The sequence below is a fragment of the Amnibacterium kyonggiense genome, assembly GCF_004364555.1.
Classification (GTDB): domain Bacteria; phylum Actinomycetota; class Actinomycetes; order Actinomycetales; family Microbacteriaceae; genus Amnibacterium; species Amnibacterium kyonggiense.
Window position 1 is genome coordinate 65633 of sequence record NZ_SOAM01000001.1, and the last position, 19912, is coordinate 85544.

Consider the following 19912-nt stretch of genomic DNA (forward strand, 5'->3'; position numbering starts at 1 on the left):
GGGTGCCGTCCGATCCGGGTCACGTCGCCGTCGACGCCGAGCTGCTCGCCGACGCCCGCCGGCGGTACACCGGCCGGGGCGACCTGGCGGACCAGCTCTGGTGGCTCGAGCATCCCGGCACCCGGGGGCCGAGCGGGGCGGAGGACCCGGCTCCGGCCCTCGAGGCCGCTCGTGCCGCGCTCTTCCGACCGGATCGCCCCGCCGACGCGGACCCGGACGAGATCCGGCGCCGACTCGACCTCCTCGACGCGGACCGCGCAGCGGCGCGCTCCGCGATCGCCGCCGCGCGGGCGGACGCCCCGCCCCAGGCGGCGACCGTCCCGCCGCCGCGGCGACCGCGGAGCGCCGTGCCGGTCGCCGTCGGCCTCGCCGCCTTGATCGTCGGCGCCGTCCTCGGCTTCGCGGTCGCCCGGTCCGCCGCAGCGCCGACCTCGTCCGCGCTCGCGGTGTTCGACTCGGTGCAGCGCGCGCAGGACGTCCCGCCCGCCACCGCCGACCTGCCGCCGGTCGCGGCCCGGTCGGGCTACCGGCTGCTCGGCAGCTCGCCGACGACCGGCGCCTACGCCTACGGGGTCCGGCGATCCGACGGCGACGTCTGCCTGGTCGTCGTCGTGCTCGCGACGTCGACCTACTCGACCTGCACGTCGGCGGCGGCGTTCGCGCTCGGCGGCCTCACGCTCGGCTTCCAGGCCGACGTCGATCCGACCGACGACTCCGGCGTCGTGCAGCCGGTCGGCATCCACCCCAGCTGGGCGCCGGACGGCGGCTTCTCGTTCTGAGGTCGGCCGTCGCTCCGTGAGGTGGTCGCCCTCCCACCGCCGCAGATCACGATCCGGCAGCGTTTGTGGAGTTCGAATGCAAACGCTTGCAGGATCACAGGCGCATCGTTACTGTCCCCCATCGGGGAGCGACGCCGCTCCCCCGCGCGAGCACCAACGCGCGGCAGCTCAAAGAGGAGTTCTATGAAGAAGGCGCTCCGCGTCGCAGCCGTCGGCGCGACGCTCGCACTGTCCGGGCTCAGCCTGGTCGCCTGTTCCAGCGGCAGCGGCGGGGGCAACCCGGCCGCGCAGAGCGGCAACGACACCGGCCCCATCACGTACGTGCAGGGCAAGGACACGTCCGGCAACATCCCCAAGCTCGCGGCGATGTGGAACGCGGACCACCCCAAGGAGAAGGTGACGGTCAAGCAGCAGTCGGACAACGCCGACCAGCAGCTCCAGGACCTGACCCAGCACCTGCAGCAGAAGCTCTCCGACTACGACGTGATGTCCACCGACGTCGTCTGGACCGCGCAGCTCGCGGCCAAGGGCTGGCTGCAGCCGCTGACCGGCAACTACAAGCTCGACCTCTCCGGCTACCTGCCCTCGGTCGTGAAGTCCGGCCAGTACGTCGGCACCCAGTACGCGGCCCCGTCGGTGACCGACTCGCAGCTGCTCTACTACCGCAAGGACCTGCTCGGCTCGAACCCGGTGCCGACCACCTTCGCCGAGATGATGAAGCTCTGCCCGATCGCCAAGAAGGCCGGCATCGACTGCTACGCGGGCCAGTTCGCGAAGTACGAGGGCCTCACGGTCAACTTCAACGAGGTCGTCACCTCGAACGGCGGCACCGTCGTCGACGACAAGGGCAAGCCGACCCTCGACACCCCGCAGGCCGAGGCCGGCCTGCAGGAGCTCGTGGACGCGTTCAAGGACGGCAACATCCCGAAGGCCGCCGTCTCCTACCAGGAGCAGCAGGGCCTGAACTCGTTCGAGCAGGGCAAGCTCATGTTCCTGAACAACTGGCCGTACATGGTCGCGGACATCGCGAACAGCGCGCAGGCGAAGGACATCCGCAGCAAGTACGGGATCGCCGGCTACCCCGGCAAGTCCGCGGTCGGTGGCCACAACCTGGCCATCAACGCGTACTCGAAGCACAAGAAGACGGCGCTCGACTTCATCAAGTTCATGGAGTCCGCGGACGTCCAGAAGAACCGCGTGGAGAAGGAGTCGGTCGCCCCGACGCTGTCCTCCCTCTACTCGGACACGAGCTTCACGGACCAGTACCCGTACCTCGTGCCGCTGAAGAAGTCGCTCGACAGCGCGGTTGCCCGCCCCATCACGCCGTACTACAACGGCGTCACGCAGGCGATCCAGAACAACATCTTCCAGGCCCTCCAGACCGCTTCCACGGGCGGCTCGGTCGATGTCAAGTCGGTGCTCAGCGCGACCTCGAAGGCCATCGAGGCCGCGAGCTCGGGCAGCTGATCGCCGGATAGAACCGGTCCGTTCCGGGTGGTGCCGCCGTCAGCGGCGGCACCACCCGGGACGATCGTTCACTCCCGATGAAGAGAGGAACCGAATGACCGCCCTCGCCGCGCCCCCGAAGTCCCCGCCGCCGAAGCTCGCGGGCCGGGAGAGCGCAGAAGCGAACCGACGCCGGGTCACCCGCGTCGCCTACGCCCTCCTCGCGCCGACGATCATCGTGATGCTGATCATCGTCGCCTACCCGATCGTCCAGTCGGTCATCCAGTCGTTCAACAGCGACGCGAGCGGCATCGACCCGAAGACCGGCCTGTTCCGGGCCGGCGGGTTCGTGGGCCTGCAGAACTACACGAACTGGCTCTTCCAGCAGTGCCAGATCGGCGGGGTCACACAGGCGTGTCCCCCCGGCAGCCCGCAGGCCGGCTTCTACAACTCGGTCTTCGTCACCTTCTTCTTCGCGATCGTGACGGTCGCGCTCGAGACGGTGTTCGGCATCTGGATGGCCTTCATCATGAACCGGAACTTCCGGGGCCGCGGGATCCTCCGCGCCGCGGTGCTGGTGCCGTGGGCGATCCCCACGGCGGTCACCGCGAAGCTCTGGTACTTCATCTTCGACCCGAGCGGCGTGCTGAACACGGTCCTGAACATCAACGTGCTGTGGCTCAGCGACCTGTGGGCGTCCCGGTTCGCGATCATCATCGCGGACACGTGGAAGACGACGCCGTTCATGGCGCTGCTGATCCTCGCGGGCCTGCAGCTGATCCCGGAGGAGACCTACGAGGCCGCCCGGATGGACGGCTCGAGCGCGGTCCAGACGTTCTTCCGCATCACGCTCCCCCTGCTGAAGCCGGCGCTCGTCGTCGCGATCCTCTTCCGGACCCTCGACGCGCTGCGCATGTACGACCTCCCCGCCATCCTGACCGGCGGCGGCGGCGGCGGTGGTCAGGGGACGCAGACGCTCTCGATCCTCGTCGTCAAGCAGATCCAGCAGAGCAACGACTCCGCCTCGGCCCTGTCGACGATCACGTTCCTGCTGATCTTCGCCGTCGCCTTCCTCTTCATCCGACTCCTCGGTGCCAACCTGACCGGCAACGAGCGCAAGGCGCGTCGCGTCGCCAAGGAGGCCTGACCATGACGACCGTCGCAGGACCCGCGGTCGAGACCGCGGAACGTCCCGTCACGAACGAGTACTCGATCGGCCGTGCGCGCGCCCGCCGGCGCAAGCAGGGGGCCGCGGCCCTCCGCACGGGGATCCAGGCCGCGATCATCGTGGTCTGGTGTCTGCTGCCGTTCTACTGGATGGTCGTCATCGGCTTCCGGGACTCGAGCTACACGTTCGACCCGAACCCCCTGCCCATCCACCTGACGTTCGCGAACTACATCAGCGCGTTCGACACCGCGAACGGCAACTACCTGGGCCTGGCGCTGCTGAACAGCTTCGGCATCTGCACGGTGGTCACGATCGTCGCGCTCGTCGTGGGGATCAGCGCCTCCTACTGCCTCGCGCGGCTCAACTTCCCGGGCAAGGGACTGATCATGGGCTTCATCCTGGGGGCCTCGATGTTCCCCGGCGTCGCCCTGCTCACGCCGCTGTTCGCGATGTTCTCGCAGCTCGGGTGGTCCGGCCAGTACCAGGTGCTGATCATCCCCTACATCGCGGGCGCGCTGCCGCTGACGGTGTACACGCTGAACTCGTTCTTCCGCGAGATGCCTTGGGACCTCGAGGAGGCGGCGCGGATCGACGGGTGCACGCCGGCGCAGGCGTTCCGCATCGTGATCCTGCCGCTGGCAGCCCCGGCCGTCTTCACCACGGCGATCCTCGCGTTCATCGCGAGCTGGAACGAGTACCTGCTGGTGAGCGTGCTCGGGAACACCCAGATCCAGACGGTCACCTACGCGATCGCGCAGTTCACCGGCTCGATCCCGCACGTGCAGCCGTACACGACGATCATGGCGGCCGGCACGATCGTGACGATCCCGCTGATCATCCTGGTCCTGGTGTTCCAGCGTCGGATCGTCGCCGGTCTGACCGCGGGCGGGGTCAAGGGCTGATGGACGCGAGGAGGCGGCGGCAGGGCGTCGACACCTACGACCTCGGTCTCGGGTTCTTCGGCTTCTTCGCCGTCGCCTTCTTCGCCGTCAGCCTGTTCCTCCAGGTGACGGGCCGCGACCCGATCTGGGCGTCGCTCGCCGCCATCGTCTCCTTCGCGATCCTCGGCGCCGTCTGGCTCTTCCGGCGGCGCTACATCGCCCGCTCCACCCGGTCCGAGGACGAGGCCTGACGCCTCCTCCATGACCACCTCTCGACGATCGAGGTGACGGTGTCCTCCATCCACGACGTCGCGACGTACTGCGGCGTCTCCACTGCGACCGTGTCGCGGGCGCTGCGCGGGCTGCCGAACGTCTCCCGGCAGACGCGCGAGCTCGTCCAGGCCGCCGCCGCCGAGCTGGGCTACGTGCCCTCGCCGTCCGCCTCCGGGCTGTCCGGCGGCAGACACCGGGCCGTTGCGATCGTCATCCCGTCGACCGCGCGCTGGTTCTACTCGAAGGTGATCGAGGGCGTCGACAGCGTGCTCCGCCGCGAGGGGTACGACACCTTCCTCGTGATCCTCGCGGCCACGCTGAACGATCGCGAACGCCTCTTCCACAACGCGCTGCTGCGCAAGCGCGCCGACGCCCTCATCGCGCTCGGCATCGACTTCACGGACGAGGAGCGGCGCGAGCTCCGGTCAGTGCAGATGCCGGCGATGATCGTCGGCGGCGCCGTCCGCGGGGTCCGCAGCGTCGGCCTCGACGACGGCGCGGTGGGCCGGGCGGCGACGGAGCACCTCCTGGGTCTCGGCCACACGCGCATCGGGCACATCGGCGGCCACACCGAGTACGGGATGCAGCACAGCGTCGGCGAGGACCGCGAGTCCGCCTGGCGGAACGCCCTGGCGGCGCACGGCCTGCAGCCGCCGCCCCACCACCACGCGGACGGCGCCTTCGTGGTGCCGCAGGCGAAGGTCGCGGCGAGGTCGATGCTCCGCTCCCCCGACCGGCCGACGGCGATCTTCGCCGGCTCGGACGAGATGGCGTTCGGGGCGCTGCTCGCGGCGACCGAGCTCGGGCTGCGCGTGCCGGAGGACCTCTCCGTGATCGGCATCGACGACCACGACTGGAGCGACGCCTTCGGCCTCACGACGCTCCGCCAGCAGCCGTTCGAGCAGGGGCGGCTCGCGGCCAGGACGGTGCTCGACGAGCTGAACGGCATCCCGGTGCCGGTGCGGACGACGCGGGCGCCGTTCGAGCTCGTCGTGCGGGCGAGCACCGGCCCGCTCGGGTCCGCGCCCGCGCAGGCGCCCGCGCAGGACGCGCCGCGCTCGACCCCGACCGCGGTCTGAGCGCCTCACTCTTCGTTTCGGAGGACTGCACGTCCTACGAAACGAAGAGGGAAGAGTGAGGCGCGACGGACGAAGGGCCCGTCCCCCTCGTGGGAGACGGGCCCTTCGCGGGTTCCGGAAGGAACTACTTGAGGGTCACCGTGGCGCCGGCGGCCTCGAGCTGGGCCTTGGCCTTGTCGGCGGCCTCCTTGTTCGCGCCCTCGAGCACGGGCTTCGGGGCGCCGTCGACCAGCGCCTTCGCCTCGCCGAGGCCGAGGGAGGTCAGCGCGCGGACCTCCTTGATGACCTGGATCTTCTTGTCGCCGGCGGCCTCGAGGATGACGTCGAAGGAGTCCTTCTCCTCGACCTCCTCGGCGGGGGCGGCGGCGCCGCCACCGGCAGCCGCGACCGCGACGGGCGCGGCGGCGGTGACCTCGAAGACCTCTTCGAACTTCTTGACGAACTCGGAGAGCTCGATGAGGGAGAGCTCCTTGAAGCCCTCGATGAGCTCGTCGGTCGTGAGCTTGGCCATGGTGGCCTCCTTCTGCTTGGGGTTGTTGGGGTTGTTCGCCTCGGCGTTACGCCGCGGCAGCCTGCTTGTCGCGCAGCGCGTCGACCGTGCGGACGGTCTTCGACAGCGGCGCGTTGACCACGTACGCGGCCCTCGTGAGCGTCGCCTTCATGGCACCTGCGGCCTTGGCCAGCAGGACCTCGCGGCTCTCGAGATCGGCGAGGCGGTTCACCTCGGCGGCGGAGAGCGGCGCTCCGTCGAAGTAGCCGCTCTTCACGACGAGGAGGGGGTTCGCCTTGCTGAAGTCACGCAGCGCCTTCGCGACGGCGACGGTGTCGCCGTGCACGAACGCGATCGCGGACGGACCGGCCAGCTCCTCGTCGAACGACGAGATGCCGGCGTTGTTCGCCGCGATCTTGGTCAGCGTGTTCTTCACCACGGAGAACGTGGCGTGCTCACGGATCGATGTGCGCAGCGCCTTGAGCTGCGCGACCGTGAGACCGCGGTACTCGGTCAGCAGGGCGGCGTTCGAGCTGCGGAAACCCTCCGTCAGCTCGGCGACCGTCGCGTCCTTCGTCGCCATGTCGTCTCCTTCCGTCTTCCTCAGACCGAAGGACCCGTGCGGGGCGCAAAGAAAAGGCCCCGGGCGCAGAAGCCACGGGGCGGCGCCGCACGAGGCGGGGCAGTTCCTGTGATCCTGCGCTGGTCGCCGGGCTGGGCCCGGGCCTTCGGTTCCTGCGGACAGGAACGACCGGCGGTCTTCGGTTCGCCGGGAAGCATACCCGATCCGCGACCGGCCGCTGGCACTGCGGGCCGCGCTAGATTCGCCGTCCCGCGACGAGGAGGTGCGCATGGTCGCCCCGACCGCTGCCGCTCGCCGCCGGTTCGGCCCCGCGACGACGGTCCTCGTCGGCTACGCCGCGGTCGTCGGGTCGGGCTTCGCGCTGCTCACGCTGCCGATCGCGAAGGCCGGACCGGGCGGCGCCCGGCCGCTCGACGCGCTGTTCACGTCGATCTCCGCGGTGAGCGTCACCGGCCTGTCGACGGTCGAGACCGCCGACCACTGGACGTTCTTCGGCCACGCGGTGATCCTCCTGCTCGTTCAGACCGGCGGGCTCGGCATCATGACGCTCGCGTCCCTGATCGGCCTGGCGGTCGCACGGAAGCTGTCGCTCGGGTCGAAGCTGACGACCTCGGCGGAGACGCAGGGCGTGGGCCTCGCGGACATCCGCCGCTTCATCACGGGCGCGATCGTCGTGTCCCTCACGGTGGAGGCGATCGGCGCGGTCGTGCTCGGCGTCTGGTTCGCCGCCGTCACCGGGTTCCCGCCGCTCGAGGCGGCCTGGTACGGCCTGTTCCACGCCGTCTCGGCGTTCAACAACGCCGGCTTCACGATCCTCCCCCGCGGCCTGGTGCCGTTCGTCGGTGATCCGGTGGTCAGCCTCGCGCTGTCGGCGCTCGTGCTCATCGGCAGCCTCGGCTTCCCCGTCCTCGACGAGCTGCGCCGGTTCCCGCGCACGCCGCTGCGCTGGAGCATGAACACGCGCCTCGTGCTCTGGGGCACCGCCGTCCTGACCGTGGTCGGCACGCTGTTCATCACCGCGGTGGAGTGGGGCCGCGCGGGCACCTTCGGCCCCCTCGACTGGCCGACGAAGGTGCCCGCCGGCTTCTTCCAGGCGGCGCAGACGCGCAGCGGCGGGTTCTCCACGGTGGACGTGGGGCAGCTGGACGGCGCCACGCTCATCGTGATGGACGTCCTCATGTTCATCGGCGGTGGACCGGCGGGCACGGCGGGCGGGATCAAGCTCACGACGTTCGGCGTCCTCTTCTTCATCCTCGTCGCGGAGATGCGCGGGCGCGCGGCCGTCAACGTCTTCGGCAAACGGCTGTTGCGCGCCGTGCACCGGCAGGCGATCACCGTGTCCCTCGTCGCCGTCGGCGTCATCGTCGCCTCGACCGTCGCGCTCGCCCTGCTCTCCGACGAGCCGGTCGACCGCCTCGCGTTCGAGGCCGTGTCGGCGTTCGCCACCGCCGGCCTGTCGACCGGGATCACGAGCGACCTCTCCCCCGCCGCGCAGGCGCTCCTCCTGCTGCTCATGTTCGCGGGCCGGCTCCGCCCGATCCTGCTCGCCTCCGCGCTCGCGGTGCGGACGCGGCCGCTCACGTACGAGTTCCCGAAGGAGAGGCCGATCATTGGCTGACGACGACCGGACATCGAGCAGCGGGGGTGCGCCGTGGTGAGACTGCGCGGACTGGGCACGGGCGAGCGCCTCGCCGCGGAGGCGGACTCCGTCGCCGTGATCGGCCTCGGCCGCTTCGGGAGCGCGCTCGCGCTGGAGCTGATGGCGTCCGACACGGACGTGCTCGGCATCGACACGAGCGAGGAGCTCGTGCAGGGGATGAACGGGCGCCTCACCCACGTGGTGCGCGCGGACAGCACGCAGGAGGAGACGCTCCGCGAGCTGTCGATCCCCGACTTCGAGCGGGTCGTCGTCGCGATCGGCTCGGATCTCGAAGCGAGCATCCTCACCGCATCGCTGCTGCTCGAGTTCGGGGTGCCGCAGGTCTGGGCGAAGGCCGTCAGCGACCAGCACGGCGCGATCCTCCGACGGCTCGGCGTGCACAACGTCGTCTATCCGGAGAAGGACATGGGCCGGCGGATCGCGCACCGCGTCCGCGGCAACCTGCAGGACTTCGTGGAGCTCGGCGACGACTTCGCCGCGGTGCGCACCCGCCCGCCCGCGGACCTCGTCGGCCGCACGGTCGCGGAGGCGCGGACGCGGGACAGCCGCGGTGTCACCATCACCGCGATCAAGCGGCCGGACGGCGGGTGGCACCACTGCACGACGGACTCGGTGATCGGCCCGGACGACCTGCTGCTCGTGACCGGCCCGACCAGGAAGGCCGAGCGGTTCGCGTCCGGCCGCTGAGCGACCGGGGCCGCTGGTGGCGGTTCGCGGTCCTCGTCGTCGTCACGGCGCTCGTCCTCGTGCCGATCGCCTCGCCGGTCGCGACGGTCGTGCAGCAGAGCGCATTCCAGGGCGGCGTCCTCCCGATGCTCGCCGGGCTGGCGGCGGACCCGCAGACGCGGACCTGGTTCGTGAACAGCCTCGCGGTGTCCGCGGCGACGGTGCTGCTCGCGGTGGGCATCGGCGCGCCCGCGGGCTACGTGATCGCCCGCGGCCGGAGCCGAGCAGTGGACGGCTTCGCGCTGATCGTCTTCGCGATGCAGGCGCTGCCCGCCGTCATCCTCCTGGTCCCGCTCTTCGTGCTCCTCGCCGTCGCGCACCTCGTCGACAGCCTGCCCGCGCTCACGCTCGTCTACGCGGGCTCGACCGTCGCGATCGCGACCTGGACGATGTCCTCCGCGATCGAGTCCGTCCCCGTCTCGCTGGAGGAGGCGGCCTGGCTCGACGGCTGCTCGGTGCTCACCGGCTTCGTCCGCGTGGTGCTGCCGAACGCGCTCGGCGGGGTGCTCGGCACGGCGGTGCTCGCGTTCCTGTTCGCGTGGAACGAGTACCTCGTCGCCGTGGTCCTGCTGACGTCGACCTCCAACTGGACGGTCGGGCTCGGCGTGATCAGCGGACGGTCGGCCGCGCTCGGCGTCGTGGCGATGCTGCCGCCGCTGCTGGTCTTCGCGGTGCTGCACCGCTTCTTCCGGTTCGGCGGCGTCGCCGGCGCCGTCGTCCGCTGAGCTCAGCCGGGCGAGCGGACCTCCGCGCAGACGCTGACCTGCGGGACCCCGTCGACCTCGAAGTCCTCCACGAGCCGGAGGCCGCCGTCGCCCGGCTCGATCCGGGAGGTCGCGGCGCCGCTCACGACGGCCTCGCCCGCGACGAGCGCGTGGACGAACGAGACCGTCAGGCGGGCACCGTCGCGGGTGCCGACGAAGCGGCCCTCCGCGACGGTGTCGCCGACGTACTCGCCCCACACGACCCCGCGGGCCTCGTGATACCGGAAGCGGGTCGGCGCCTCCGGGTCCACGCGGCTCGCGGTCGACGAGACCAGGTCGAAGACCCGGCCGTCCAGGTCGAACGGGTCGTCGCTCACTCGGGGATGTAGTTGAACTTGTCCGGGTCCGGGCCGGTGCGCTCGTCCTTGTTCAGGGCCGAGATGTCGCTCACGTCCGCGTCGGAGAGCTCGAAGTCGAAGAGCGCGAAGTTCTCCTCGACGCGGGAGCGGGTGACCGACTTCGGGAAGACGATGTCGCCGCGCTGGATGTGCCAGCGGAGGACGACCTGCGCGGGCGTGCGCTCGACGCGGCGCGCGATGCGCTCGATCACCGGGTCGCCGAGCACCCCGCCCTGCGCGATCGGGGACCAGGCCTCGGTCGCGATCTCGTGCTCGCGGTCGAACGCGCGCAGCGGGTCCTGGGTCAGGTACGGGTGCACCTCGATCTGGTTGACGGCCGGCCGCACCGTCGTCTCCGCGAAGAGGCGGTTGAGGTGGTGCTGCTGGAAGTTCGAGACGCCGATGGCGCGCACCTTGCCGCCCTCGTACATCTTCTCCATGGCCTTCCAGGTCTCGACGTAGTCGAGCACGCCCGGCAGCGGCCAGTGGACGAGGAACAGGTCGAGGTAGTCGATGTCGAGGGTCTCGAGCGTCCGGTCGAATGCCGCGAGCGCTGCCTCCGGCTCGTGGAAGCCGTTGTTCAGCTTGCTCGTGACGAAGATCTGGTCGCGCGGGATGCCGGAGGCGCGCACGGCCTTGCCGACGCCCTCCTCGTTGCCGTACATCTCGGCGGTGTCGATGTGTCGGTAGCCGACCTCGAGGGCGGTGGCCGTCGCGGCCTCCGTCTGCTCCGGCGGGATCTGGAAGACGCCGAAGCCGAGCTGGGGGATCTCGACGCCGTTGTTGAGCGTGATGCTGGGGACCTGGTTCTCAGTGGCCATGGTCCGACCGTACGGCGAGCCGCCTGAGCACTGATCGGACGCTTCCTGAACGCCGGATCGCAGGATTCGAGGGTCCTCAGCGAGGAGCCGCCCGGGAGAGGTCGACCGTGACCGCCTCGTGGTCGGACAGCTCGTCCCCGGACACCTGCACCCGGTCGATGCGGAACTCGGTCGGGACGAGGAAGTAGTCGTCGTTCTCGTGCGTCGACGGGTGCGACTGGTACGTCGCGACCTGGGAGGTCAGGACGGCGTCGTGCCAGAGCGACGCGTGCTGCTCGAGGTGGTTCACGTTGAAGTCCCCGCCGAGGATGCGGCGCTCGTTCCGCGCCTGCAGCGCCGTGAGCACCTCGCCGAGGTGGCGCAGCGCGAAGTCGTCGCGGACGGAGAGGTGCACGTTCGCGAGCGGCCACACGCCGTCGTCGGCGGTCACGTCGGCGAACTGGACGATGCGCTGGTGCGGGTCGCCCTGCTCGTGCTGCAGCGCGAGCGTCTGCGTCGACGCGAGCGGGAGGCGCGAGAGCAGGCCGAGCCCCTCCCGGTACACGGGGTGGGTGCGGCCGCGCTGCAGGCGGGTGATCGCCTCGTGCCGGAACGGCATCCCGAGGTCGCGGTTCAGCAGCTCGACCGGGGAGTACGGCGACACCTCGGGGAGGTAGACGACCTCCTGGAACAGCACCACGTCCGGGTCCACGGCGCGGAGGAACGCGACGATCTGCGGCGAGCGCGAGCCCCAGTCGAAGAAGCCGCGGAGGTTCAAGGAGGTGATGCGCACGCGTGCATCCTCCCGCGCGGCCCCGGAACGGGTCCTGGTCGCGCCGGCCGCCGTCAGTGCTCGGGCGGGCGCGCCTGGTCGTCCCAGCCCTCCTGCGGACGGTCGGCCCGCTCGCGGAACACGTACTGGGAGGGCAGCTTGCGCTCCGAGCTCGTCCAGTCGATCGCGGGGCGACGCCGCTCCTCCGGGACGTAGCCCAGGCGGTACACGGCCATCAGCTCGAGCTCGTCGGGCACGTGCAGCAGCTCGACGATGCGCTCCCACTGTCCCGGGACCTCCATCGGGAAGGAGACGAACTGGATGCCCATCCCGAGCTCGACGGTCGTCAGCCAGAGGTTCTCCATCGCCGCACCCATGCTGAACAGCGAGTAGAAGGAGGACAGCTCGCCCGGCCGGTACTCCGAGCGGTCGAGCATGACGCCGAGCAGCAGGGGCGAGGACGCGACGAGCCTCCGGTTCTCGCTGCCGAGGGTCTGCGGGATGTGCAGCGAGTTCATGAGCTTCTGCCCGCGCGGGGTGAACGCCTGCGAGGTGAACGGGCGGACCGGTGCCGGCAGCTTGTCGAAGAGCATGCCGCTGCGGGTACGCGCCATCTCGGCCTTCGAGAACCGGAAGTACGGCTTGTACCGCTCGAAGAACGTGCCGTTGCTCATCGCCTCGGTCATGCTGGCGCCGGAGATCTCCGCGATCGTCTCGATCGTCTCCCGCGACTCGATGATCACGAAGCGCCACGGCTGGCTGTTCAGCTGGCTGGGCGCCCGGCCCGCGACCTCCATGAGGATCCGCTGGTGCTCCGCGGAGACCGGGTCGGGCAGGAAGCCGCCGTTCGTCGTGCGGCGTCGGCGGATCGCGTCGAGCAGCTCCATCAATCCCTCCTCCTCGCCACCAGCGCGGCGGCGTACCAGGGCGCGGCGGCGAGCCCCGTGATCGCGTGGGCGCGGTGACCGACGTGCGGCAGCAGCGCGAGCGGCAGCAGCGCCGGGCTGAGCAGCCAGCCGCGCGGCGACGCGTGCGCGAACGAACCGACGATCGCGACCACGGTCGCCGTCGAGGTCACGACGTACAGCGCGTGGTGCGGCCACCGGTTGCGGCTCGTGTCCACGAGGCGCGTCTGCACCGCGGTCCCGAGCGCCACGTTCGCCAGGTACGCGGCACCCGCGACGGCGACGAGGGCGCGCGACGAGGGCATGGCCCGATCCTCCCGCGCCTCGCTGGGTGCGCGGCACCCTCCCGGATCCGCGAGGGTCGTAACAGGACCGCAACGCGGATGGGGTGGGATGGCGCGATGGATCTGCCGACGCTGACCGAGGTGCGCCTCCCCGCGTCGCGCGCGGACCTCGCGGCCCTGTCGTCGTCGGTGATCCCGCTCGGCGGCGGGACGTGGCTGTTCTCGGAGCCGCAGGACCACCTCACGGGCCTCGTCGACCTGACGACGCTCGGCTGGACGCCGTGGGAGGTCCGCCCGGACGGGGGCCTGTCCGTCGCCGCGACCTGCACGATGGCGCAGCTCGTCGCCATCCCGGCGCGCGACGACTGGTGCGCGCTGCCGCTCTTCCGGCAGTGCGCGGAGTCCCTCCTGCAGTCCTTCAAGATCTGGAACACCGCGACCGTCGGCGGCAACATCGCGACGGCGCTCGCGGCCGGCGCGCTGATCGGGCTCGGGGGCGCGCTCGACGCGGAGCTCGTGATCTGGACCCCGGACGGCGGCGAGCGCCGCCAGCGCGTCGCGGACTTCGTCCTCGCGCAGCGGGTGACGACGGCCCGGCCCGGCGAGGTGATCCGGTCGATCGAGTTCGCACCGGAGGCCCTCGCGGCGACGACCGCGTTCCGCCGCATCGCGCTCTCGCCCCTCGGCCGGGCCGGCACGGTGCTGGCGGCCCGCCGCGACCGGGACGGATCGTTCGTGCTCTGCGTGACCGGCGGCACCACCCGCCCGGAGGTGATCCGCTTCCCGGACCTCCCCGCCCCGGCCGAGCTCGCGGCGGCGATCGGTGCGATCGGGACCTGGTTCACCGACCCGCACGGCGCCGCGGACTGGCGCGAGGGCGTGTCCGCGCTGCTCGCGGAGGAGATCCGGCAGGAGCTGGCGCAGCAGGAGGGATCGACGCCGTGCGGTTCGAGGTGAACGGCGAGCCGGTCGAGGCCGCGCCCTTCCCGGGGCAGTGCCTCCGGACGCTCCTCCGCGAGACCGGCCGGACCGAGGTGAAGAAGGGCTGCGACGCGGGCGACTGCGGTGCATGCGGCGTCCTCGTCGACGGCGAGCCCGTCCACTCGTGCATCGTGCCGGCGCACCGCGTGGCGGGCCGCAGCGTCACCACGGTCGCGGGGCTCGGCACGCCCGAGCACCTCTCCCCCGTGCAGCAGCGCTTCGTGGAGGCGGCCGGGTTCCAGTGCGGGTTCTGCACCGCCGGCATGGTGGTGACCGCGTCGACGACGACGGTCCAGGAGGCCGACGAGGCGGACCTGCCGCGGCTGTTCAAGGGCAACCTCTGCCGGTGCACGGGGTACCGCAGCATCCGCGACGCGCTCGCCGGGCGGGGAGCCACGGAGGAGCGCGGCGTCGCCGGCGGCATCGGCCGGGCGGTCCGCGCGCCCGCCGCCGAGCGGGTCGTCACGGGCCGGGAGGCCTACACGCTCGACACCGCGACCACGGCCCTGACGCACCTCGCGGTGCTGAAGAGCCCGCATGCCGCTGCGCGCATCCGTCGGATCGACGCCGGGGCGGCGCTCGCGATGCCCGGCGTGCTCGCCGTGCTGACGCACGAGGACGTGCCGCAGGTGCTCTTCTCGACCGGCCGCCACCAGAACCGGCTCGAGGACCCGGACGACACCCTGATCCTCGACCCCGTCCTGCGCTTCGCCGGCCAGCGCGTCGCCGCCGTCGTCGCGGAGACGATCGGGCTCGCCGAGGCCGCCTGCCGCGCGATCGCCGTCGACTTCGAGGTCCTCCCCGCGGTCTTCGACCCCGAGGCGGCCCGCCGCCCGGGCGCTCCGCTCGTGCACGGCGACAAGGACGCGGCCGCGTCGCGCATCAGCGAGCCGACCCGGAACGTCGTCGCGCAGAAGCACGGGGAGCTCGGCTCGGTCGACGCGGCGCTCGAAGAGGCCGACGTCGTCGTCTCGGGCAGCTGGCGGACCGCCCGCGTCGCGCACGCGTCCCTCGAGACGCATGCGACGCGCGGCTGGCTCGACGCGGACGGGCGCCTCGTCCTCCGCACCAGCTCGCAGGTGCCGTACCTCGTGCACGCGGAGCTCTGCCGCATCCTCGGGCTCGAGCCGGACCGCCTCCGGGTGTTCACGGCCCGCGTCGGCGGCGGCTTCGGCGGCAAGCAGGAGCTGCTGACGGAAGACCTCGTCGCCCTCGCCGTGCTGCGGACCGGCCGCCCCGTGCAGTACGAGTTCACGCGCGAGGACGAGTTCACGAACGCACCCCTCCGGCACCCGAAGCGGGTCGAGGTGACGCTCGGCGCGACGGCGGACGGCGTGCTGACGGCGATGGACGTCGACGTGCTCGCGGACACCGGCTCCTACGGCAACCACGGCCCGGGCGTCCTGTTCCACGGCAGCCACGAATCGCTCGCGCTCTACCGGACGCCGAACCGCCGCGTGGACGCCGAGTCGGTCTACACGAACAATCCGCCCTCCGGCGCGTTCCGCGGCTACGGCCTCGGGCAGGTGATGTTCGCGCTCGAGTCCGCGATGGACGAGGTCGCGCGCCGGGTCGGGATCAGCCCGTTCGAGCTCCGGCGACGGAACGCGATCCGCCCCGGGGACCCGATCCTCGTCACCGACGCGGACGAGGAGACGGACCTGCAGTACGGCGGGTACGGCCTGCCGGAGGCCCTCGACCTCGCGGAGGCGGCGCTCGCGGAGCCCGGCGAGCCCGTCCCGACCGGTCCGGACTGGCGGGTCGGCGAGGGCATGGCGGTCGGGATGATCGCGACCATGCCCCCGCGCGGTCACTTCAGCGAGGTGCGCCTGACGCTCGACGCCGACGGCGGCGCCTCCCTCGACGTCGGCACCGCCGAGTTCGGCAACGGCACGACGACGGTGCACGCGCAGATCGTCGCGGAGCTGCTCGCGATCGCGCCCGACCGGGTGCGCATCCGCTCCTCCGACACCGACGGCGCGCGCTACGACACCGGCGCGTTCGGCTCGGCCGGCACCGTCGTCGCTGGCAAGGCGGTGCACCTCGCGGCGCTGACGATGCGCGACCGGGTGCTCGCCGCGGCCGGTCCGGGCGCCGCGCTCGAGGCAGGGGGCGTCCGCACCGTCACCGGCCTCCGTCCGCTCGGCGGGTTCGCCCCGCTCGAGACGACGGGGTCCGCGGACGGCACGCCCCGCGGCCTCGCCTTCAACGTCCACGCCTTCCGCGTCGCGGTGCACACCGGCACCGGCGAGGTGCGCATCCTCAAGTCGGTGCAGGGCGTCGACGCCGGCACCGTCCTGAACCCCGAGCAGCTCCGCGGCCAGGTCGAAGGGGGCACCGCGCAGGCGATCGGCTCGGCGCTGTACGAGGAGGTGCAGGTCGTCGACGGGCACGTCGTCACCCGCACCTTCCGGAACTACCACATCCCCCAGATGGCGGACGTGCCGACGACGGAGGTGCTGTTCGCCGGCACCTACGACGACCTCGGGCCGTTCGGCGCGAAGTCGATGAGCGAGGCGCCGTACAACCCGGTCGCCCCCGCGCTCGCGAACGCGATCCGCGACGCGATCGGCGTGCGCCCCTTCGAGCTGCCGATGTCGCGGGACCGGATCTGGCGTCTCCTGCACCCCTGACGCGCGCGGATGCCGGTCGTTGCCGGAGGTCCACCGCCCTCGGGCAGGATGGTCGGCGATGACCGTCGCGCAGCCCCGTCGATTCGCCGCGCTGCGGAACCCGCAGTGCGCGACCTACCTCGTCGGCGCGGCGCTGATGATGATGGCCGACAACATCGAGCACGTCATCACCTACTGGGTGCTGTGGCAGAAGTTCCACTCCCCCGCGCTCGCCGGGTTCGAGGTGATCAGCCACTGGCTGCCGTTCCTCCTGCTCTCCGTCCCGTTCGGCCAGCTCGCCGACCGCTACGACTGCCGCCGCATCATCCAGGTCGGCGGGGTCCTCTTCGCCCTCGTGTCGATCGCGTGGGGCGTGCTGTTCGCGACCGGGACGCTCACCGTCTGGGCCGCGTGCATCCTGCTCGTGCTGCACGGCACCGCCGGCGCGATGTGGACGCCGGCGGAGCAGCTGCTGCTGCACGACTTCGTCGGCCGGGAGGAGCTCCCGAGCGCCGTCCGGCTCAACTCCACCTTCCGCAGCCTCGGCATCCTGTTCGGTCCGGTCGTCGGCGCCGTGCTGCTCGTCGGGCTCGGCTCGACGGTCGGCATCCTCGTCAACGCGCTCATCTACGTGCCGCTGATCGTGTTCCTCTTCGTGACGCCGTTCACCGGCCACACGCGGGACGCGGACGTGCCGAGGCCGCGGGCCGGGTTCCGGGAGGCGTTCTCCACGCTGCGCCTGATCCGCACCGACCGGACGCTCGTCTCGATGCTGATCCTCGCGGGCCTCGGCTCCTTCTTCATCGGGGCGTCGCTGCAGACGACGATGCCCGCCTTCGCCGACCGGTTCGGTGCGGGCGACGGCCTCGCCTACAGCGCGCTGCTCTTCGCGGTCGGCGCGGGCGGCGTCGTCGGCGGCGTGCTGCTCGAGGCGACGCGGCGCATCCCCTCGACCGTCGGCGCGGCCGTGGTGAGCACCGTCGCCTACGGCGCCGCGATCCTCGGCTTCGCGCTGACCGGCTGGTACTGGCTCGCGCTCGCCCTGCTCTTCGTCGGCGGGATGGCGAACCTCGCGTCGATGTCGATCTCGCAGACCGTCGTCCAGCTCCTCGCGCCGCCCGCCGAGCGCGGCCGGGTCGTCGGCCTGTACGGGGTGTCCGCGAACGGCCTCCGGATGGGCAGCGGGCTCACGGTCGGGCTCTTCGGGCAAGCGGTCGGCGTCGGCCCGGCGCTCGCGTGGAGCTCCGCGGCGCTGCTCGTCGGCACCGCGATCGCCGGCGGCGTCGCCGAGCGCGGCCGCCGCCGCCTCCTCGCCCGCTGAGAGGGTTTCCCGGATCAGGACGGATTCCGCGACACGCCGTCCGCGGGCCCTCCCGGCCCGGCGTGTCGCGAACCCGTCCTGAACGGGGAAGCTAGAGGGCGGCGGTGCCGGCCAGGATCGTGCGGGTCGCGCCCGCGATCCAGACGCCGTCCGTCTCCTGCGTCACGCGGACGAGGCCGTCTGCGCCGACCCGCGCGCCCTGCCGGACCGTGTAGCCGCCCGAGGCCCGACCGCTCGCGAAGAACCACGTCGCGATGCCGGCGTTGAGGCTGCCCGTCACCGGGTCCTCGTCGACGCCGAGACCCGGGACGAACGCCCGCACCTCGAAGTCCGCGGGACCGCCCGCGGGGTGGGGGCCGATCACGCCGGTCGGGAAGCGCATCCGCTGCAGGTCGGGCTGGATCTCGAGCACGGACGCCGCGTCCCCGAGGACCGCGACCACCCAGCCGGGGCCGTTGTCGACCCATTCGGCGGCGAGCACGTCCCACGCGCCGATACCGAGCCCCTCGGCGATCCGCGCGACCTCGTCGTCCGTCGCGGGACCCGAGCGGCGGAGGTCCGGCGCCGCGAACGCCCAGCCGTCCTCCGCCCGGCGCAGCGGCACGGCGCCGACGCCGCACTCCTGGACGAGCCGGTCCGCGCTCGACCCCCGGTGCTCCGCGACCGCGTGCGCGGAGCCGAGCGTCGGATGCCCGGCGAAAGGCAGCTCCTCGGTCGGCGTGAAGATGCGCAGCCGGTAGTCGGCCTCCGGCAGGCTCGGCGGCAGCACGAAGGTCGTCTCGGACAGGTTCGTCCACCGCGCGAACGCGCGCATGGCGGCGTCGTCCAGACCGTCCGCGTCGAGCACCACGGCCACCGGGTTGCCCCCGAGCTCGGACCCGGGGAACACGTCGACCTGGCGGAACGGCCGCTCGCGGGCGCTCACGGGACGATCGGCCGGAACCGCTGCTGCACCGCCTGCGGGCCGTACGGGTACACCTCGGTCTGCGGCGTGCTCACCTCGGTGAGGCGGGCCAGGGCGTCCGCCCCGAGGTCGAGGTCGACCGCCGCGATGTTCTGCTGCAGCTGCTCGACGGTGCGGGCGCCCAGGATCGTGCTCGTGATCGCGGGCTGCGCGTCGAGCCACGCCAGCGCGACCGCGGCGGACGTCGTCCCGGCGCCGTCCGCGACCTCGCGCACCGCGTCGAGCACCGCCCAGGTGTGCTCGTCCTCGCTACGTGGCCCCCACGCCTCCATGCCGCGCTCCGGGTTCTCTCCGAGCCGGGTCGCGCCGCTCGGCGCGGTACCGCGCGTGTACTTGCCGGAGAGCCAGCCGCCCGCGAGGGGCGACCACGGCAGCAGGCCGACGCCCTGGTCGAGCGCGGCGGGCACGATCTCGTGCTCGATGCCGCGGACGAGCAGGCTGTACTGCGGCTGCAGGGTGACGGGCGGCGCCCAGCCGTGGACCTTCGCGATCCAGGCCGCCTTCGTCAGCTGCCAGCCCAGGTAGTTCGAGAACCCGTAGGCCTTGATCTTCCCGGCGCGCACCGCGTCGTCCAGGAAGCGGAGGGTCTCCTCGATCGGCGTGAGGGCGTCCCAGGCATGGATCTGGTACAGGTCGACGCTGTCGACGCCGAGCCGCGCGAGGCTCGAGTCGAGGGCGTCCGTCAGGTGCCGGCGAGAGGCGCCGTAGTCGTTCGGCCCCGGGCCCATCGGGAAGCGGCCCTTCGTCGCGATGACGAGCTGCTGCGCCTCCGTCGGGTGCGCGGCGAGCCAGCGCCCGATGATCTGCTCCGAGACGCCCTTCGAGTAGACGTCGGCCGTGTCGAGGAAGTTGCCGCCCGCCTCGACGTACGCCTCGATGATCGTGCCGGAGGTCTCCTCGTCCGCCTCCGCGCCGAACGTCATCGTGCCGAGCGCCTGCACGGAGACGACCGTGCCCGTGTTCCCCATGGTCCTGTACCGCATGGCCCCAGTCTGCGCGCAGCCGCCCGGGAGCCTCCGGTGCTTCACGGATCAGGACGATCCGGACGACACGCCGGTCAGGGGGCTGCCGGAACGGCGTGTCGCC

21 protein-coding genes are annotated in these 19912 nt (G+C 71.9%); 12 read left to right on the top strand and 9 right to left on the bottom strand.

Annotated elements, in window-relative coordinates; translation table 11 throughout:
* The first annotated feature begins 2 nt into the window (after window positions 1–2).
* The 6 genes from CLV52_RS00380 to CLV52_RS00405 all read left to right on the top strand — a co-directional run bounded on the left by CLV52_RS00380 (window position 3) and on the right by CLV52_RS00405 (window position 5626).
* A complete protein-coding gene (locus CLV52_RS00380) occupies window positions 3–779 on the top strand; it encodes a hypothetical protein (RefSeq protein ID WP_133763819.1) in 777 nt (258 codons plus the stop codon).
* A gap of 183 nt (window positions 780–962) precedes the next feature.
* Complete coding sequence (locus CLV52_RS00385; protein WP_133763821.1) at window positions 963–2246, top strand: ABC transporter substrate-binding protein; 1284 nt, start codon at window positions 963–965, stop codon at window positions 2244–2246.
* Window positions 2247–2340: 94 nt separating this feature from the next.
* Entirely contained in the window at window positions 2341–3372 is a 1032-nt protein-coding gene (locus tag CLV52_RS00390; RefSeq protein ID WP_133763823.1) for a carbohydrate ABC transporter permease, read from the top strand.
* A gap of 2 nt (window positions 3373–3374) precedes the next feature.
* Window positions 3375–4295 (top strand): carbohydrate ABC transporter permease, encoded by a 921-nt coding sequence (locus tag CLV52_RS00395; RefSeq protein WP_133763825.1) that lies wholly within the window; start codon window positions 3375–3377, stop codon window positions 4293–4295.
* Window positions 4295–4525 (top strand): hypothetical protein, encoded by a 231-nt coding sequence (locus CLV52_RS00400; protein WP_133763828.1) that lies wholly within the window; start codon window positions 4295–4297, stop codon window positions 4523–4525. The genes CLV52_RS00395 and CLV52_RS00400 overlap by 1 nt, the downstream gene beginning before the upstream one ends.
* 33 nt (window positions 4526–4558) lie before the next feature.
* The gene (locus CLV52_RS00405) at window positions 4559–5626 is read left to right on the top strand and encodes a LacI family DNA-binding transcriptional regulator (RefSeq protein WP_246017843.1); all 1068 of its coding nucleotides are present in this window, start codon (window positions 4559–4561) and stop codon (window positions 5624–5626) included.
* A gap of 124 nt (window positions 5627–5750) precedes the next feature.
* On the opposite strand, the gene rplL is transcribed toward CLV52_RS00405, so the two are convergent.
* Window positions 5751–6137 carry a 50S ribosomal protein L7/L12 gene (gene rplL / locus CLV52_RS00410; RefSeq protein ID WP_133763830.1) on the bottom strand — a complete coding sequence of 129 codons (387 nt, stop codon included), beginning with the start codon at window positions 6135–6137 and terminating at the stop codon, window positions 5751–5753.
* A 46-nt stretch (window positions 6138–6183) separates the two neighbouring features.
* The gene (gene rplJ, locus CLV52_RS00415) at window positions 6184–6699 is read right to left on the bottom strand and encodes a 50S ribosomal protein L10 (protein ID WP_133763832.1); all 516 of its coding nucleotides are present in this window, start codon (window positions 6697–6699) and stop codon (window positions 6184–6186) included.
* Between the two features lie 268 nt (window positions 6700–6967).
* Here rplJ and CLV52_RS00420 point away from each other — a divergent pair, with 268 nt between their 5' ends.
* Genes CLV52_RS00420 through CLV52_RS00430 form a run of 3 tightly spaced genes read left to right on the top strand, consistent with a single transcriptional unit; the run spans window position 6968 to window position 9810 of the window.
* Window positions 6968–8317: a TrkH family potassium uptake protein gene (locus tag CLV52_RS00420; RefSeq protein WP_133763834.1), complete on the top strand. Its 1350-nt coding sequence runs from the start codon at window positions 6968–6970 to the stop codon at window positions 8315–8317.
* A gap of 33 nt (window positions 8318–8350) precedes the next feature.
* Complete coding sequence (locus CLV52_RS00425; protein ID WP_246017845.1) at window positions 8351–9046, top strand: potassium channel family protein; 696 nt, start codon at window positions 8351–8353, stop codon at window positions 9044–9046.
* 59 nt (window positions 9047–9105) lie between these two features.
* The gene (locus CLV52_RS00430) at window positions 9106–9810 is read left to right on the top strand and encodes a carbohydrate ABC transporter permease (protein ID WP_133763835.1); all 705 of its coding nucleotides are present in this window, start codon (window positions 9106–9108) and stop codon (window positions 9808–9810) included.
* 2 nt (window positions 9811–9812) lie between these two features.
* Here CLV52_RS00430 and CLV52_RS00435 read toward each other — a convergent pair whose 3' ends face one another.
* The 5 genes from CLV52_RS00435 to CLV52_RS00455 form a co-directional block, all read right to left on the bottom strand.
* On the bottom strand, window positions 9813–10166 hold the full coding sequence (locus CLV52_RS00435; RefSeq protein WP_246017846.1) for an avidin-fold protein: 354 nt from the start codon (window positions 10164–10166) through the stop codon (window positions 9813–9815).
* Window positions 10163–11008, bottom strand: a complete 846-nt coding sequence (locus CLV52_RS00440; protein ID WP_133763837.1) for an aldo/keto reductase — start codon at window positions 11006–11008, stop codon at window positions 10163–10165. The genes CLV52_RS00435 and CLV52_RS00440 overlap by 4 nt, the downstream gene beginning before the upstream one ends.
* 76 nt (window positions 11009–11084) lie before the next feature.
* Window positions 11085–11780, bottom strand: coding sequence for an endonuclease/exonuclease/phosphatase family protein (locus CLV52_RS00445; protein WP_162850652.1), 696 nt, complete (start codon window positions 11778–11780; stop codon window positions 11085–11087).
* 53 nt (window positions 11781–11833) lie between these two features.
* Window positions 11834–12646, bottom strand: a complete 813-nt coding sequence (locus tag CLV52_RS00450) for a nitroreductase family protein (protein ID WP_133763841.1) — start codon at window positions 12644–12646, stop codon at window positions 11834–11836.
* Window positions 12646–12969, bottom strand: a complete 324-nt coding sequence (locus CLV52_RS00455) for a hypothetical protein (RefSeq protein ID WP_133763843.1) — start codon at window positions 12967–12969, stop codon at window positions 12646–12648. Before CLV52_RS00455 ends, CLV52_RS00450 begins: the two co-directional genes overlap by 1 nt.
* A 96-nt stretch (window positions 12970–13065) precedes the next feature.
* Between CLV52_RS00455 and CLV52_RS00460 the strand changes: the two genes are divergently transcribed.
* From CLV52_RS00460 to CLV52_RS00470, 3 genes are read left to right on the top strand one after another with little or no spacing between them, the layout of a single operon-like run.
* Window positions 13066–13905 (top strand): FAD binding domain-containing protein, encoded by an 840-nt coding sequence (locus CLV52_RS00460; RefSeq protein ID WP_133763846.1) that lies wholly within the window; start codon window positions 13066–13068, stop codon window positions 13903–13905.
* Window positions 13890–16562: a molybdopterin-dependent oxidoreductase gene (locus CLV52_RS00465; protein WP_133763848.1), complete on the top strand. Its 2673-nt coding sequence runs from the start codon at window positions 13890–13892 to the stop codon at window positions 16560–16562. The genes CLV52_RS00460 and CLV52_RS00465 overlap by 16 nt, the downstream gene beginning before the upstream one ends.
* 58 nt (window positions 16563–16620) lie before the next feature.
* Entirely contained in the window at window positions 16621–17862 is a 1242-nt protein-coding gene (locus CLV52_RS00470) for an MFS transporter (RefSeq protein WP_133763850.1), read from the top strand.
* A 91-nt stretch (window positions 17863–17953) separates the two neighbouring features.
* On the opposite strand, the gene CLV52_RS00475 is transcribed toward CLV52_RS00470, so the two are convergent.
* Complete coding sequence (locus CLV52_RS00475; RefSeq protein ID WP_133763852.1) at window positions 17954–18787, bottom strand: PhzF family phenazine biosynthesis protein; 834 nt, start codon at window positions 18785–18787, stop codon at window positions 17954–17956.
* Window positions 18784–19809 carry an aldo/keto reductase gene (locus CLV52_RS00480; protein WP_133763855.1) on the bottom strand — a complete coding sequence of 342 codons (1026 nt, stop codon included), beginning with the start codon at window positions 19807–19809 and terminating at the stop codon, window positions 18784–18786. The genes CLV52_RS00475 and CLV52_RS00480 overlap by 4 nt, the downstream gene beginning before the upstream one ends.
* Between the last annotated feature and the right edge of the window lie 103 nt (window positions 19810–19912).